This window comes from candidate division KSB1 bacterium (assembly GCA_024655945.1).
Taxonomy (GTDB): domain Bacteria; phylum Zhuqueibacterota; class Zhuqueibacteria; order JANLFK01; family Oleimicrobiaceae; genus Oleimicrobium.
Genome location: JANLFK010000001.1, coordinates 701445 through 716810, shown reverse-complemented (window position 1 = coordinate 716810; position 15366 = coordinate 701445). Strand labels below are relative to the sequence as shown.

Below are 15366 nucleotides of genomic sequence, written 5' to 3'. Positions count from 1 at the left end.
ACAGTCGATGATCACGGGCACGGGGATGTGTGTGCCAGATCGGGTGCTCACCAATTCCGACCTGGAGAGGCTCGTCGAAACCTCTGATGAGTGGATTAGAGAGCGCACGGGCATGGAGGTGCGCCACATCGTCGAAGAGGGCGTCTTTACCTCCGATCTGGCTGCCGAGGCGGGGCGACGCGCCCTCGAGGATGCCGGGCTCACCGCCGACCAGATTGATGTGATAATCCTGGGCACGGTGACCGGCGATCTCGGTTTTCCGGCCACTGCCTGCTTTGTGCAAGAAAAGTTGGGGGCGGTCAACGCCGCTGCCATGGACATTGCCGCCGCCTGCTCCGGGTTCCTTTATGCCCTCACCTTGGGTGATGCACTCATTGCATGCGGCCGCGCGCAACGCGTCCTGGCCATTGGTGCCGAGACCCTCTCTCTGATCACCGATTATGAAGACCGCGCTACCTGCGTGCTGTTCGGCGACGGCGCGGGTGCGGCGGTCTTGGAGCCGGCGCGTGATGGCCGAGGGGTGCTTGCCACCTACATGAAGAGCGACGGCCGACTGCACCACCTGCTCTACATGCCGGGCGGAGGCGTGAAGTACCGTCCGTCGCCGGAGACCATCGCCCAACGCATGTTCTTCATAAAGATGGAAGGCCGGGAGGTGTTCAAGTACGCCGTCACCGCCATGGGGGAGGCTGCGGAGCTTATCCTGGACAAGAGCGGGTTGAGCAGCGACCAGGTGGACCTCCTCATCCCTCACCAAGCAAACCGTCGCATTCTGGATGCCACCGCCAAGAGAGTGGGGATTCCCCAGGAACGGCTCTATGTGAACGTGGATAGGTACGGCAACACCTCCGCAGCGAGCATCCCCATCGCCCTGGACGAGGCGCGCAGGTCAGGGCGCGTGAAGGCGGGCGATGTGGTGGTGATGGTGGCGTTCGGTGCGGGCTTCACTTGGGGCTCAGCCGCCGTGAGGCTCTGACAAGAGCGTTCGCGCCATTGGGGCGCAGAGAGTAGCCGCGAGAGTAGGTCGCGGGAAGGAGGGAGATATGACAAATCGCCGCATCGTGGTCAGCGCACTGCTTGTCGCCGTGTTCGCCTTGACGTTGCAATGCGCCAGCTCGCGCGTCAACGTGCCGGTGACCAAGCCGGCGCAGGTCGACATCACCGGCATCAAGAGCATTGCCATCGTCGATTTTGCTGGCCCGGAGAATTCCGGTGCCATTGCCAGCAGCATGCTCACCTCGCGCCTGTTCGAAAGCAAGTTCTTCCACATCGTCGAGCGGGAGCGGGTGCTGCAGATCCTCCAGGAACACAAGTTGGCCATGTCCGGCATCGTTGACGCCTCCTCCGCCAAAGAAGCGGGCCGCCTGCTCGGGGTCGACGCCCTCATCTTCGGGGAAGTGACTGCCTATTCCTTGGAGCCTGACCAGGTGGGCACCGAGAAGGTCGAGCGCCAGGTGGGCACGGGTGAGTACCGTACTGTCAAGCTTTTCGGCAAAGAGGTGCGCCAAGAGATCATGAAGACCGTGCTTGTGGACCAGGAGTATCGCATCCGGCGGGGGGCTGTGGGTGTCACTTTCCGCATGGTGAACGTGGAGACGGGCGAATTGCTGGCGGTCAAGTCCAACACCAAGTCGTACGACAGCGGCAAGGTGGTCGCCGGCCGCGGCACCCTCAAGCCCAGGGAGCAGATACTCAAGGACCTGCTCGGCGAGGTGGTGGAGGACTTTGCCCGGCAAATCGCCCCTTACGTGGAGGTGGAGCGGCGCCCCATCGAAGGCGGCAAGGGGATGATGGCCGTGGGCAAGAAGTACGCCATGAAAGGGCTGTGGTCGAATGCCCGCGATGCCTTTGCGCAGGCGGTGGCTGCAGAGCCTCGGAATGCCGCTGCCCACTACAATCTCGGCCTCGCCCACGAGGTGCTGGGCGACCTGGACAAAGCCGAATCCGAGTACCAGCGGGCCATTAAACTGCAGTCGAAAGACCTCTACTTCGAGGCTCTGGCGAGGGCGCGCACCGCACGCGTGGATGCAGCCAAGCTGCGCAAGCAGATCGAGCGCCCATGAGCTCTGTGGCATTCCAATTCCCCGGCCAGGCCTCGCAGTACGTGGGGATGGCTCGCGATCTGTACGACGCCTTCCCGTTGGCGCGCGACCTGTTCGCGCAGGCCCAGGAGATTCTTGGGTTTGACTTAGCCGATGTCTGCTTCCATGGCCCAGAAGAACGGCTGAAGCAGACGGCCATCACCCAACCGGCCATTTTTGTCCATTCCGCCATTGTCAGTGCCCTGCTGCGAGAGCGAGGAGTGGTGCCGGACATGGCCGCCGGACACAGCTTGGGCGAGTACTCGGCGCTGCTGGTCGCCGGGGCGCTGAGTTTTGCCGAGGGTCTGCGCGTGGTCAAGCGGCGGGGTGAGCTGATGCAGCAGGCGGGCAGCATTGCGCCGGGCACCATGGCTGCCATCATCGGCCTCGACGAAGGGGCAGTGGCCGAAATCTGCGCGCAGGCCGCGGAGACGGGCGTCGTGCAGCCGGCTAATTTCAACTGCCCAGGTCAGGTGGTGGTGTCCGGTGCGGTACAGGCTGTGCATCGCGCCATGGAGCTGGCGCGGGCCCGTGGCGCCAAGCGCGTCGTCGCGCTCGTGGTGAGCGGCGCCTTCCACTCGCCGCTCATGGACTATGCCCGTCAGCACATGGGCGAAGTGCTGGCGGCAGCGGATATTCGCGACGCCCAGATTCCGGTCTATGCCAACGTCACGGCGCGGCCGGTGCGCAGCGCCGCAGAGATCCGCCAACTGTTGCACGAGCAGCTCTCGCGGCCGGTCCTGTGGCAGAATACCGTGCAGAACATGATGGCCGATGGGGCGACCGTCTTTTACGAGGTCGGCCCCGGCAACGTGTTGACGGGCCTGCTCAAGCGGATCAACAAGGACATACCCGGCCGCACGCTGGGGACGGCAGAAGAGCTCGCTCAGGCGTGAGTCGCAAGGAGGAGCGATGGCAGTTTTGCAAGACAAAGTGGCTGCCGTAACCGGCGCAGGACGTGGCATCGGCCGCAGCATCGCCTTAGCGCTTGCCCGCGAAGGCTGCCATGTGGCTGTGGCCGACATCGACGAGGCCACTGCCCACACCACCGCCGAGGAGATCATGGACTTGGGGAGAAAGGCCTTAGCCCTGCGCACCGATGTCTCGGTGGCAGCCGAGGCGGAGCAGCTGATCACCTCCTGCGTCGAGGGCCTGGGCAGCCTGGACATTTTGGTCAACAACGCCGGCATTGCCCGGGACGACCTGCTGCTGCGCATGAAGGAGAGCGACTGGGACCAGGTGATCGCTGTCAACCTCAAGGGCGCGTTCAACTGCCTGCGGGCGGCTGCCAAGGTGATGATCAAGCAGCGCAGGGGGCGGATCATTAACATCAGCTCGGTGATCGGCTTGATCGGCAATGTCGGCCAGGCCAACTATGCCGCCTCCAAGGCCGGGCTGATCGGCCTGACCAAGTCGGCAGCGCGCGAGCTGGCAGGGCGTGGCATCACGGTGAACGCCGTGGCCCCGGGCTTTATCGAGACGGAGATGACCAAGAACCTAGCGGAAAGTGTGCGGCAGTCGTACCTGAACATTATCCCCTTGCGGCGCGTGGGGCAGCCGGAGGAGGTGGCCGAGGCGGTGGTGTTCCTTGCCTCGCCGGCTGCCGCCTACATAACCGGACAGGTCCTCCGGGTGGACGGCGGCATGGTGATGTAGGAACAACAAGAGCATTGCAGGCATAGACGACGGCCAACCAGTTAAAGGCATTTCACCAGAGAGGAGGTGTGAAAGATGGCCATTGACCCGAAGGTGAAAGAGAGGGTGAAAGAGATTATCGTCGACCAGCTTGGTGTGGACGCCAACGAGGTTACTGACCAAGCCTCATTCATCGACGATCTCGGCGCCGATTCCTTGGACACGGTGGAGTTGATCATGGCCTTCGAAGAGGAGTTCGATATCGAAATCCCCGATGAAGAGGCCGAGAAGCTGACGACCGTGGGCAAGGCGCTGGAGTACCTCGAGAAGAAGCTGGCCGAGAAGTAATCTGGACAACCAGGTCCCGTCTGTTGGCGGGACTATTTCTTGTCATTACGACCAGCGGGCACCGTGCCGCTCTGGAGGGAATGTCCGGGCGGCACGGCGCGCACCGCGGCCAGTGCCGCTCAGGTAGTCTGGCTGTGGGCAGTGAGGGCGCCACCTTTCCGGTGCGCCGCAAGTCGTGTGACTAAGCATGAGGTAATGCATGGAGAAACGGCGCGTCGTGGTCACCGGCATGGGGGTCATCACTCCCCTGGGCCTTCGTCTGGATGACTACTGGCAAGGACTCGTCTCCGGCACCAGTGGTGTCGACTATGTGACCTACTTCGACACTACCGAGTTCGACACCAAGTTCGCTGCCTGGGTCAAGAACTTTGACCCGGAGGCCTATATGGACCGCAAAGAGGCGCGGCGCATGGACCGCTTCGCCCAGTTCGCCGTTGCCTGCAGCGATTTCGCCCTCCAGGACGCCGGCCTCGATTTGGAAAAGGAGGACAAGACGCGCATCGGCGTGGTGCTGGCCTCCGGCGTAGGAGGCATGGATACCTTTGAGCGGGAGTACAAGGTTCTTTTCGACAAAGGCCCGCAGCGCGTCAGCCCCTTTTTCATCCCGATGATGATTGCTGATATTGCTCCCGGCTATGTGTCCATCCGCCACGGCTTGAAAGGGCCCAACTACTCGACGGTGTCGGCTTGCGCCTCCAGTTCTCACGCCATCGGCGACGCGTTTCGCCTGATCGCCTATGGCGATGCCGACGTCATGGTCACTGGCGGCTCGGAAGCCTCCTGCACGCGTATGGGCTTTGCCGGCTTCAATGCCATGAAGGCGCTCTCCACGCGCAACGATAACCCCAAGGCGGCAAGTCGCCCCTTTGACCTGCATCGCGACGGCTTCGTCATGGGCGAAGGGGCGGCAGTGGTCATCCTGGAGGAGCTTGGCCATGCCCTGCGGCGGGGGGCCAAAATCTATGCCGAGGTGGTGGGCGTCGGTTTCACTGCAGACGCCTATCACATCACCGCGCCTGACCCGGATGGCGACGGTGCAGCCCGCGCCATGCGCCTGGCCATGGCCGAGGCCGGCGTGCGCCCCGAGGAGGTGGATTATATCAACGCCCATGGCACCTCTACCCCGCACAACGACCGCATCGAGACCATGGCCATCAAGGCCGCCCTGGGCGAACATGCCTACAAGGTAGCCATCAGCTCCAGCAAGTCCATGATCGGCCACCTGCTCGGCGCCTCGGGCGCTGCCGAGTTCGTGGCCACCGTGCTGACCATTGTGCACAACACCATTCACCCCACCATCAACCTTGAGGTGCCGGATCCCGAGTGCGACTTGGACTACACGCCTTTGCGCGCTCGGCCGAAAGAGGTCAATGTTGCCCTGAGCAACTCCTTCGGTTTTGGCGGGCATAACGTCTGCATCGCGGTGAGGAGGTATCAATAGCCTTGCGCGTTTCGCTTGCCTCCCTCCTGCGAAGAGTCGGCCTCCGGAGTCGTGCCCCAGACGCAGATGCAGCTTCTCCCCTCGGCCAGAAATTGGGCTACCGTTTCAAGAATGCAGGCTACCTGACCCAGGCCCTCAAGCATCGCTCCTACCTTGCCGGGAGCGGTGAGCCGCGCTACATGGCCAACGAGAGGCTGGAATTGTTGGGCGACGCCGTGCTGTCCCTGGCAGTGGTCGAATATCTCTACCATCGCTACCCGCGTCGCCCCGAGGGGGAGCTCACGGTGATGAAGTCCCTGGCAGTGAGCCGCGGCGTGTTGGCCAATGTGGCACGGGCGCTGAACGTAGGGGAGCACCTCCTCCTGAGCGAGCAGGAGCGCAGAGCAGGAGGTGCACAGCGTCCTTCCATCCTTGCCGATGCCATGGAAGCCATCATCGGCGCCGTTTACCTTGATGGCGGCCTGGAGCCGGCGCGCAAAGTGGTGCAGCGCCTGGTCCTATCGCGTCTGCCCGGCATTCTCGCTAGGGAGGAGAACCAGAACTACAAGAGTCTGCTGCTGGAGTACTGCCAGCGCGAAAGGATGCCCACCCCGGCCTACCGCGTGGAACGCGAAGATGGCCCCGAGCACGACAAGGTCTTTACCGTGGCAGTCAGCATTGGGGGCAGGCAGTACGGAACAGGCCAGGGAGGCAGCAAGAAGGCGGCCGAACAGAGGGCAGCACGCGGCGCCCTGCTCAAATTGCACGTGATCTGAGGCGGAGGAGTAAAGCCTGATGGACTACTTTCTGACTGAAGAGCAGAAAATGTTGCGCGAGATGGCGCGCACCGTCGCCGAGGAGAAGATCCGCCCGGTGGCGGCCAAGCACGACCAGACCGGCGAGTTCCCGTGGGAAATCGTCAAGACCTTGGCCGAGATGGATTTTTTCCGCGTGTGGATTGAGGAGAAGTACGGCGGCCTGGGCGGCGGCGTGCTCGATCTGGTCATTGTCACCGAGGAGCTGTCCAGAGCATGCGGCGGCATTGCCTTGGCACTGGCCGGTACTGCCTTAGGCGCCTTCCCCATCATCATTGCCGGAAGCGACGAGCAGAAAGCGCGCTACCTGCCCCGCCTGGCCAGCGGCGAGGCACTGGCCGCCTTCGGGTTGACCGAGCCAGAAGCCGGCTCCGACGCCGAGGCCATCAAGACGACGGCGCGCAAAGATGGTGACTGCTATGTGCTCAACGGCACCAAGCACTTTATCACCAACGGCGGCGTGGCCAAAATCTACACGGTGATTGCCATGAGCGACCCGGCTCGAGGTGGGCGCGGCGCCTCCGCCTTCATCGTCGAAGAGGGTATGGAGGGGTTTTCCTACGGCAAGAAGGAAGACAAGATGGGCATCCGGGCCTCGGCCACCTGCGAGCTGGTTTTTGAAGACTGTCGGGTGCCAAAGGAGAACCTCTTGGGCAAGGAAGGGCACGGCTTCATCATCGCCATGAAGACGTTGGACAAGTCGCGCCCGGGTGTTGCGGCCCAGGCCTTGGGCATCGCACAAGGGGCCTTTGATCTGGCCGTGAACTACGCCCGGCAGCGGCACCAGTTTGGCCAGCCTATCATCGCCTTCCAGGCGGTGCAGCACATGTTGGCGGACATGGCCACGCAGATCGAGGCGGCGCGGGCTCTCATCTACAGCGTCGCCCGCTACATCGACTCCGGTGCCACCGACATCGCCAAGGTCTCGGCCATGACCAAGGTCTTTGCCTCTGATGTGGCCATGAAGGTGACTACCGATGCCGTGCAAATCTTCGGCGGCTACGGCTACATGCGCGAATACCCCATCGAGAAGTACATGCGAGACGCCAAGATCACGCAGATCTACGAGGGGACCAACCAGATCCAGCGCAACGTCATCGGGCGCAGCCTGATCCGCGAGAGCGCCAAGCACGCACGTGCCTGAGCCCGCAGAGCCGCGTCCCCAGGCGTGATGCGCGTGGCCCCTTGAGAGGCACGGCAAAGCGGTTTGTTTGCATCGCAGCAGGAGGATGCCCACCTTGCAGGGCCAGAGGAGAGGTGGGCATTCTTGCTGGTTGGGGCTCATGGCGCGTTGGTCCCCGCCGGATGGCGGTCCGCCGGCCCTGGCTGTTGGCGCAGTGAGAACCTCGCTGTTGGAAATCTCACGGCCGGCATCGGAAAGCGCACGCAGGCTCGGCCCGTAGTTGCCTATGGTGCTCCTGAGGGAACCCCAGGGCTTCTTTTCGGCTGTGCACCCCAATCTGCCGGCGTGAGAAGGCCGTTGGACCTCTACGCTCTCCGCAGGTTGCCGATCCTGCCTCGCCTCTTGAGCGTGCTCTGCCGCTGTCCTCTCCGTGGAGAAAGCCCTTGCACATCGTAAGCGTGTTGCGTATATTCTAAGGCACGGAGAACCCCAGGGCAATGGCAAGGGACCGACTGACATCGGCGGCGGATGCCTATCGCACGGTGGCCGGCTACGCCGAGCACCAAATCAGGGTGAAAGGCTCGCGGTTCGTGGGGCAGGCACAGCCGGTGACCAGCCGCGCGGAAGCCGAGGCTTTCCTGGCCGACGTCCAACGCCGCTTCCACGATGCCACTCACCACTGCTACGCCTACCGCCTCGGCTGCGGGGCACAGGCGCTGGTGCGCAGCAGCGACGCCGGCGAACCCTCAGGCACTGCTGGCAAACCTATCTTAGAGGCCTTGGAAGGGCGACGTCTCACCAACACCATCGTGGTGGTCACCAGGTACTTTGGCGGCACGAAACTCGGCATGGGCGGATTGGCGCGGGCCTATGGGCAGTGTGCCGCCCAAACACTTGACCGGGCCGGCGTGGTGGAACGCTTCCTGATGCGCACCTTCGCGGTGAGCTGCCCCTATGAGCTGGAGAATGCCCTGGAGCAAGTGGTGCGCAAGGTCCAGGGTCGGGTGCGCGCGGTGGATTATCGTCAGCAGGTGACCCTGGTGGTCGCCGTGCGGCACAGCCTTGCCGAAGAATGCCTGCGGCGCATAGCAGCCGCCACCTCAGGCAGGGCGACGGTGCGCGAAGAATGAGCGGAGGCTGACCGGTGTCGTTGGCGGGCATCTTTCTGGCGCTGGCGCTCAGCGCGTTCTTCTCAGGCACCGAAGTGACCTTCGTGGCGGCCGACCGCGTCCGCTGCGAAATAGCTCGGCGTACTGGGAAGCGAGGCGCCCACCTTGCCTATGGCTTTGTGCAGAATCCTGAGCGCTTCGTCTTCACCACGCTCATCGGCAACAACGTAGCCACTGTGGGTTTTTCTGCTCTTGCGGCCCTGCTGTTGCAGCCGCACCTGTCGGCGGGTACCATCGTGCTGGTTTCTTCGATGACCCTCCTGCTCTTGGGGGAAATCGTGCCGAAGACGTTGCTGCGAGAGAGAGCACAGTCTGCAGTGTTAAGACTGGCCTATCCCCTGCGCTTTTTCGAGCTTCTCTTCTGGCCGGTGAACTGGGCCCTGCGGTGGGTGGTACTGAGGTTGACCGGGCCGAGAACGGTCGATGCGCGTGCGGCCTACGCCCTGTTCTCGCGCAAAGACCTGACCATCTTGCTGCGCGAGAGCTTTGCTGCCGGCACCATTGCCAGGCATGAGCGCGATCTGATTTCCCGCCTCCTGCGGCTGGCAGTCCGGCCGGTGAAAAACATCATGGTGCCGCGCGTGGATATGGTCGCCTTGCCTCTCAACAGTAGCTTGCAGCAGGCGCAGCGTGTGTTTCGCCAGTCCGGCTACAGCCGGCTGCCGGTATACGAGAAGACCCTGGATGACATCAAAGGAGTCGTCCACGTGCGTGACCTGCTGGGCAGACCCGAGTCGCTGGCCGCCATTGTACGGAACGTTCTTTTTGTGCCGGCGACGACCTCCTGCTATCGGCTTCTTCTGGAGTTTCGGCGCACCAGCGCGGCAGTGGCCGTGGCATTGGACGAATACGGCGGCACCGCCGGCATGGTTACCCTGGAGGATGTGCTGGAGGAGCTGTTCGGTGAGATCGAGGACGAGCACGACGAGGAAGTGACTCGGTGGCGGCCCCTGCCCGATGGGGGAGTCTGGGTGGATGGCCGCCTGAGCGTGGAGGAGCTGAACGCGGCCATGGGGTGGAAGCTGCCCTCCGGGCCCTACAGCACCGTGGCCGGATTGATTCTGGCGCGCCTGGGGAGGATTCCGAGAAGGGGCGAGCTCGTGGAGGTGGGGAAGTATCAGTTCCAGGTGCTGCGCGCCACCAGAAAGCGGATTCTTTCCCTGAAGGCTGCCTTGCAGCAAATAGAACAGGGCAGCGGGGGGCCGAGTATCCCGTCCCGGGGGCGTGGCGGTGGAGGCGGAGGATGAATCTGCTGCGGCGTTCTTGGCCGCAGGCGGGGAACGGTGTCCTTGCTCGGACGTGAAGATTGTGCTTGATTGTTTCGGTGCGTTTTTCTATACTACAACCTGCGCGGCCCCGCCCTCTGCCGGCCCCGTTCCGAGGCTGGGGCGCCGAAAGGTACCAGGGCAGCGCCATGGTTGAGGCAGTTGGACATAGCCAGAGGCAACTGGTAGGGGCAGAGGGCCCGCATGCTGCCCCCCCGACAAAGTGGGGGGCGCTGCGGGCGGATAACGTGCCCAATAGGCAGAGAGAGACCTGAGTGTGCGGTGCCGGGTGGCGCCCTGCGCTCGGGTCTTTCTGTTTCTGGGCGGAGCCCTCCGGGGGCGTCCGTGGCAGAAAGTGACATAGGGCTCATGGACGCCAAGCGGAGGAGGGCACGTTACGAGGAGCACATTGGTCTGTGTCGGTGCAGGCTGCGTGGCAGGGCTGCTGCTCTGGCCGGCCTGCGGGGAGAGGATTACGGGGGACAAGGAACAGGCCGCTGGCCTATTAGCGGAGGTCGAACCGAGGAGTCCACACGCCTCACCGGGGGTGTCGCTGGCTGCTCACCCATTGGCTATGGCAGCCCAGGCAGTGTCTCAAGCGATGGCAGCGGAGCCTTTGCGCCACAAAGTCGCGCAGCGAGTATGCGGGGGAGAGGGCGAAAGACGACTCGTGGATCTGACCGAACTGTGCCAGGATCTCCTGGCCTGGTGCAGGCCCAACGGAAAGGACCTCGTGGATGCACTCCTCTTGGCTGGGGCCTTGGCTGGCGCTGAGCGACCAATGGTCCTCTACCCGTACTGGTGCCAGCGAGAGCGATGGAGCAAGGCGCTTACCCCGCCTGCCACAGTGGCTGTTGTCTGGTGCGACCCCAGGCTGCCCGAAGGGGACTTCATCGAGGGCTGGCTGGTGGGAAGCGGTGAAAAGCTCACGTTGAAAGACGGCCAGCGCACGGATGTCTGGGTTCTTGTGGCTGCTTACCCAGAGTTCGATGAAGGGCCTGAACATCACGGATCCCCTGCGTCGAGCGTGGGCGTTGGACAGCTCTCAGCCGCGCCGCAATACGAAAGACTGTGGCAGTTGAAATGGATCCACATATACGACGACCACGAACCCGACTGGCTTGAACCACCAGAATTCTACGTGAAAGCGAACTATGGCGCTGGATGGGAGGAGACGAGCATTACCCCGCCGGTGAACAACACCTCGCCGTGGACGCTCTACGACGTCTGCATTCTCGACCTTGGGTACTCGGGGACACAGTACGCCAAGCTCGAAGTGTGGGAGGATGACTGGGGTTCCGGTGATGACCTGGTTGAAAAGTACTGGGATGGAGAAGGATGTAGCATTTGGATCCCTCTCTCCGAGTACGAGCAACGATTTGATGGATGTGGCAGCGGCGACGTTGATGTGAGGGTGCAGGTTGTGCCAAAGAACCCCTCGTAGCGTTGGATCAGCCTGGCCGCTGCAGGAAGGGGGACGGCCTCTGGGGTCGTTCCCGGACGTCTCCCCAGCGGCCCTCTGTTGCCTGTTCTCGCCAAGGCAAACCCGTGCTGAGGTGGAGGCAGTGAAACCATCCTTGGCTGCACCACTGGCAGAGCACGCAGTCACTGCGGTAGCAATGTTGGTTGGTTTCCTCGGTGGGCCCTTGCGCCTGGCTGGGCAGCAGGTCGCGATTAGCGTAGCCGCCGTCGACAGTGTCACTGGCGGGCCTGTGGCATTTGCTGTTGTCTATGTGGACGAAGTGTGCATGGGACAGGCTGACTCGACGGGCGTGCTCAGGGTGCATGTCAGCGGTGGTAGGCCGTGTTTCGTCTTGACGGTGACGGCAGTGGCATACGGTGCTGCCGTGGAAACAGTCTGTGTTCGCAGTGGTGAAACAGAGCGCACCGTGAGCGTCAGGCTTTCTCCGAGGATCATTCCAATGAGTCCCGTCACCGTGGAGGCCTCGCGCCTTCGCGTTGTGATGGCTGGTCCGGCAAAATATGCCCTCCGGGGCGGCGTTCTTGATCTGGCGCCTCTTTGGCCAGGGGATGCGGTGCGCTTCCTGCAAACCCTGCCAGCGGTGGGCTTCCGCTCGGACTTTTCCTCTTCCTTCTACGCAGCCGGTTCTGATTTCTACCACAGGATGGTCTACTGGAATGGCACCCCTGCGCTGAACAGCACACACCTGGGTGGCGTGGTCAGCTCACTGGTGGCTCTGCCAGGAGACAGCATTGTGGCAAGTGTACTCGCCCCGCCATCGGTTGGGCCCTTGGCATTGGGTGGCGCCCTGGAAATCTGGTCAAAGCCAGACAGTTGCTGGGTGGTCGACCTGAACCCTGTTTCGGCGATGGTGGGCTATGCGGGTGTGCGCAGAGGGGTTGCTTGCTCTGCACATGCTCGGGTTCTGCACTTGGCCACCATCGGCGAGGGCGCCGGGGTAAAGCTGCCGTACAACTTTGCTGACGCCGGTGGATGGTGCAGGGCAAGGCTTGGCGGTAACACCGAAGCGGAGGTCGCTATGTTTGCTGCCCGTGACCTGCTCCGCGTGGAAACCGGCGGGTGGAAGGAACGGCCGGGTGCCAGTTGGGACATCTTGTGGGGCAATACTTTGGCGAGAACTGCAATAACGTGGAAACGTCCCGACTCCTCGGTATGGCAATCTGCGGCCCTGCTCAGTGACTTTGCAGTGCACGGGAAAGGTCCCCACGACCACCTCAGTTCCTCGCTGCGCATCGCAGAGCTCTCCGAGTCTGTCTCTTCGTCTGTTTCGAGCCACCGCTGGCAGGTATCGGTTGCCTACCGGCTCTACTTGGCGTCGCACAACTGGGACTTGAGCAGCCGGGAGTTGTGGGACCTGGTCGGCAATCCGGCCCGCCTGCTATTCGACTTTGCCCCGCGACGATTCCAGTACCGGCAGCGCCTTTTCGTGCTCAGTCCGTCGTGGGACTGCGAGGTACGCCATGGCCGAATGAGCATGGAGCTGTCCATCCGGGCTCACCTGTTGGAGCGGCACTGGAACCTCCCTCTCGTGTCGGCCTCTGCCACTCTCTCGTGGAGGTCGGAGCAGCTTGAGGCAGGGCTTCTCGCCGGAAAGAGTGTGCAGTGGCATTATGCCCGGAAACAAGACCTGAACGAGCAAGTCTTTGAACCGGCCAGCGCATTCTTCTTATGTACCGATCCCCGCCGGGCACCCGCTGTGCAGTATCTGGCGGCCACATTGCTCGCGGCACGGCGCATGCTTTCGGCGCACGCACACGCCCATGTGAAAAGGTTCGATAATCTGCCTCTGACCGATTTTCTCAGGCACGATGAGGTCAGAGGCAAGGGGCGAGCGTATGGGGCTGGTTTGTCGGTCGACTTTACGTCGGCAAAGCTGGCTGCCTCTGCTTCCTTGGATGTGGCCCGCGCCTTCTTGCAGGAGCGAAGATGGCATGTGGCCCACTACGAGCGGCCGCTCCAAGCAAGACTCTCCGCAGAGTGGCGCCCCGGGCGTCGTTTCGCGTTCCATGCGCTGGCCAATGTAGCAAGCGGCCTGCCTTACACAGAAGCGGACCTCAGGTTCAGGGCGCTGCCAGACTTGTCCGGGGAGGCGGGCGGCTTCTACCAGGACCTAATTTACGCTTCTGGACCCGACGAAGAGACCGAGTGGAGGGGCGCATTCTCGCAACTCTTCGGTGCGCGCACCCCCGCGTACTTCCGCCTCGATGTCGGACTCGAGTACGGGTTCAGGAGGTCGGCGGGGGCAGAATGGGTTTTGTACTTGAGGGTGTTCAACGTCACCAACCAAGAAAACCCATTGGCATACCTTCGCAACATGGAGGAGAGTCGGGCAGAGAGGAGGCCTGTGCGAGGTCTGATGCGGCTTCCAATGATCGGCGTCCGTTACCGGGCACTAAGCGGCGGGCAGAAACAATGAAACCGGCAAAGAGCCTGGCCCATGCTGCTGTGGTGGTCGCGGTCGTTGCCGCGTTGCAGGGATGCAGTGGCTTTTCCAATTCTCCAAGCGGCGAGATCCCGCGCTACTCCGTAATCTGCGTGTTGTCCAACGGCACTGCGCCCACAAGGGTAACGATCTACGCGGTGGTTCCCGTCGACTCGTCGTCCAGCCTGGTAGAAGGCGCCCAGGTGCTTCTCTCCTGGTCTGAAGGGTCCGTTGCGTTGACTAAGAGCGAGGTGCCGAATCGCCTCTGGGGGACGAGTTTTCCCGCGTATGCAGACACGGGGGATCGAGTGGAAGTCATACCGGGGCGCCAGTTTTTCCTCCAAGCCTTGTGCCCGGACGGAACCGAAATCCGCGGTCACACAACAGTTCCTGGTGATTTCCGCATATTGCTGCCACATCCAGGGGACACGGTTTTCGTCGTAGGGGGTACGTCGATTTGCAAGTGTCATGGACTCGCTCACGTGGTGGAGCGGGATACGTCGTGGAAATCGCTTCTGAGCAGGCGGCAGGGACAGGAGGTCGCGGCAGGTGGTCGCCGCCAAGCTACGTGGTGTTGGGGGACACCACCTGGGCGGGCAGGGTGTCGGTGTCGGAGAAGCACTATGGCATGTTCGCTATCAAAGTCATGGCTTTCGACCGACATTACTTCGAACACGTCTTCGCGGGAGTTCCCTCCGCAGGAGTAGACAATGCCTTTGGGGTTATGGCTGCCTGTTGGACAAGGACGACTAGGGTGTTTGTCATGGGCAGCCCAGCGGACTGAAACTGGCGCGCCGCCTCGACGGCACGTTGTCCTGGGCGAACCCGGTACACTGCCCAGCTCGGGAGAAGCAAGGAGGCCTTGCCACTTGCCCACAGACCGATGAGGGCACACACGAGTCGCCGACTTTGCTGCAGCGCGTCAAAAAAAGCCCTTGATTTTCGGCAAAATTGTTGTATATTACTCATAGAAATCGCGGGGTGGAGCAGTCTGGTAGCTCGTTGGGCTCATAACCCAAAGGTCGGTGGTTCAAATCCACCCCCCGCTACTATTAAAGGCAGCTCGTCGGGCTGCCTTTGCTTTCTCTGCCCCAGGCAGCGCTCCTGGGGAGAAAGAGAAAAATGTGAAGAAAATCCTTGCATTCTTCACGGATTGTTGTTACATTTGCACACAGTCGTTGGTACACCGAAGTACTGTATGTCAGCCCTCTGTTGTACGCGCAGTAGTGCCGCGGGGGAGGAGGCGAGGGCGCGGCGAACGGGTGGGCGAGATGCTCTCGCGGTCCGCCGAGCGTTCCGAACAGAGCTGCAACACTCCGGTTGTACTGGTCCGTCTCACCGTTTTGAAAGGATTTTGCAGCATGGAACAGGGAGTGGTAAAGTGGTTCAATGAGGCCAAGGGGTACGGGTTCATCACCCGCGATTCGGGTGGCGATGTATTCGTGCATTACCGCCAGATCGAGGGCGAAGGATTTCGCAAGCTGAGCGAAGGCCAGCGCGTGCAATTCGACATCATGGAGACCCCGAAAGGCCTGCAGGCCACGAACGTCTCGGTCATCTGACCGCGACAGGATCCCGCACACCCCGACGTCGCTGGCGTCGGGG

The 15366-nt window shown here is 62.4% G+C and carries 14 protein-coding genes and 1 tRNA gene; all 15 read left to right on the top strand.

Translation table 11 applies throughout. The features are described 5' to 3' along the window. Nucleotides 1–7: 7 nt before the first annotated feature. The 15 genes from NUW13_02905 (at nt 8) to NUW13_02835 (ending at nt 15323) form a co-directional block, all read left to right on the top strand. Entirely contained in the window at nt 8–976 is a 969-nt protein-coding gene (locus NUW13_02905; protein MCR4437979.1) for a ketoacyl-ACP synthase III, read from the top strand. A 67-nt stretch (nt 977–1043) separates the two neighbouring features. Beyond that, on the top strand, nt 1044–2063 hold the full coding sequence (locus NUW13_02900; GenBank protein ID MCR4437978.1) for a tetratricopeptide repeat protein: 1020 nt from the start codon (nt 1044–1046) through the stop codon (nt 2061–2063). Beyond that, entirely contained in the window at nt 2060–2977 is a 918-nt protein-coding gene (fabD, locus tag NUW13_02895; protein ID MCR4437977.1) for an ACP S-malonyltransferase, read from the top strand. Before NUW13_02900 ends, fabD begins: the two co-directional genes overlap by 4 nt. Before the next feature lie 16 nt (nt 2978–2993). Beyond that, on the top strand, nt 2994–3737 hold the full coding sequence (gene fabG, locus NUW13_02890; protein ID MCR4437976.1) for a 3-oxoacyl-[acyl-carrier-protein] reductase: 744 nt from the start codon (nt 2994–2996) through the stop codon (nt 3735–3737). A gap of 75 nt (nt 3738–3812) precedes the next feature. Then, nucleotides 3813–4064 carry an acyl carrier protein gene (locus tag NUW13_02885; GenBank protein ID MCR4437975.1) on the top strand — a complete coding sequence of 84 codons (252 nt, stop codon included), beginning with the start codon at nt 3813–3815 and terminating at the stop codon, nt 4062–4064. Between the two features lie 199 nt (nt 4065–4263). After that, nucleotides 4264–5505, top strand: coding sequence for a beta-ketoacyl-ACP synthase II (gene fabF, locus NUW13_02880; GenBank protein ID MCR4437974.1), 1242 nt, complete (start codon nt 4264–4266; stop codon nt 5503–5505). Nucleotides 5506–5507: 2 nt separating this feature from the next. Then, entirely contained in the window at nt 5508–6260 is a 753-nt protein-coding gene (gene rnc, locus NUW13_02875; GenBank protein ID MCR4437973.1) for a ribonuclease III, read from the top strand. 19 nt (nt 6261–6279) lie between these two features. Then, nucleotides 6280–7443 carry an acyl-CoA dehydrogenase family protein gene (locus NUW13_02870; protein MCR4437972.1) on the top strand — a complete coding sequence of 388 codons (1164 nt, stop codon included), beginning with the start codon at nt 6280–6282 and terminating at the stop codon, nt 7441–7443. 476 nt (nt 7444–7919) lie between these two features. Beyond that, nucleotides 7920–8552: a YigZ family protein gene (locus tag NUW13_02865; GenBank protein MCR4437971.1), complete on the top strand. Its 633-nt coding sequence runs from the start codon at nt 7920–7922 to the stop codon at nt 8550–8552. 14 nt (nt 8553–8566) lie between these two features. Next, nucleotides 8567–9838 carry a hemolysin family protein gene (locus NUW13_02860; protein ID MCR4437970.1) on the top strand — a complete coding sequence of 424 codons (1272 nt, stop codon included), beginning with the start codon at nt 8567–8569 and terminating at the stop codon, nt 9836–9838. A 751-nt stretch (nt 9839–10589) separates the two neighbouring features. Further along, nucleotides 10590–11300 (top strand): hypothetical protein, encoded by a 711-nt coding sequence (locus tag NUW13_02855; protein MCR4437969.1) that lies wholly within the window; start codon nt 10590–10592, stop codon nt 11298–11300. A 121-nt stretch (nt 11301–11421) separates the two neighbouring features. Further along, nucleotides 11422–13755: a hypothetical protein gene (locus NUW13_02850; GenBank protein MCR4437968.1), complete on the top strand. Its 2334-nt coding sequence runs from the start codon at nt 11422–11424 to the stop codon at nt 13753–13755. Nucleotides 13756–14263: 508 nt separating this feature from the next. Further along, entirely contained in the window at nt 14264–14545 is a 282-nt protein-coding gene (locus NUW13_02845; GenBank protein ID MCR4437967.1) for a hypothetical protein, read from the top strand. A 191-nt stretch (nt 14546–14736) separates the two neighbouring features. Then, a tRNA-Met gene (locus tag NUW13_02840) sits at nt 14737–14810 on the top strand. A 312-nt stretch (nt 14811–15122) separates the two neighbouring features. Next, a complete protein-coding gene (locus NUW13_02835) occupies nt 15123–15323 on the top strand; it encodes a cold-shock protein (GenBank protein MCR4437966.1) in 201 nt (66 codons plus the stop codon). Nucleotides 15324–15366: the final 43 nt, after the last annotated feature.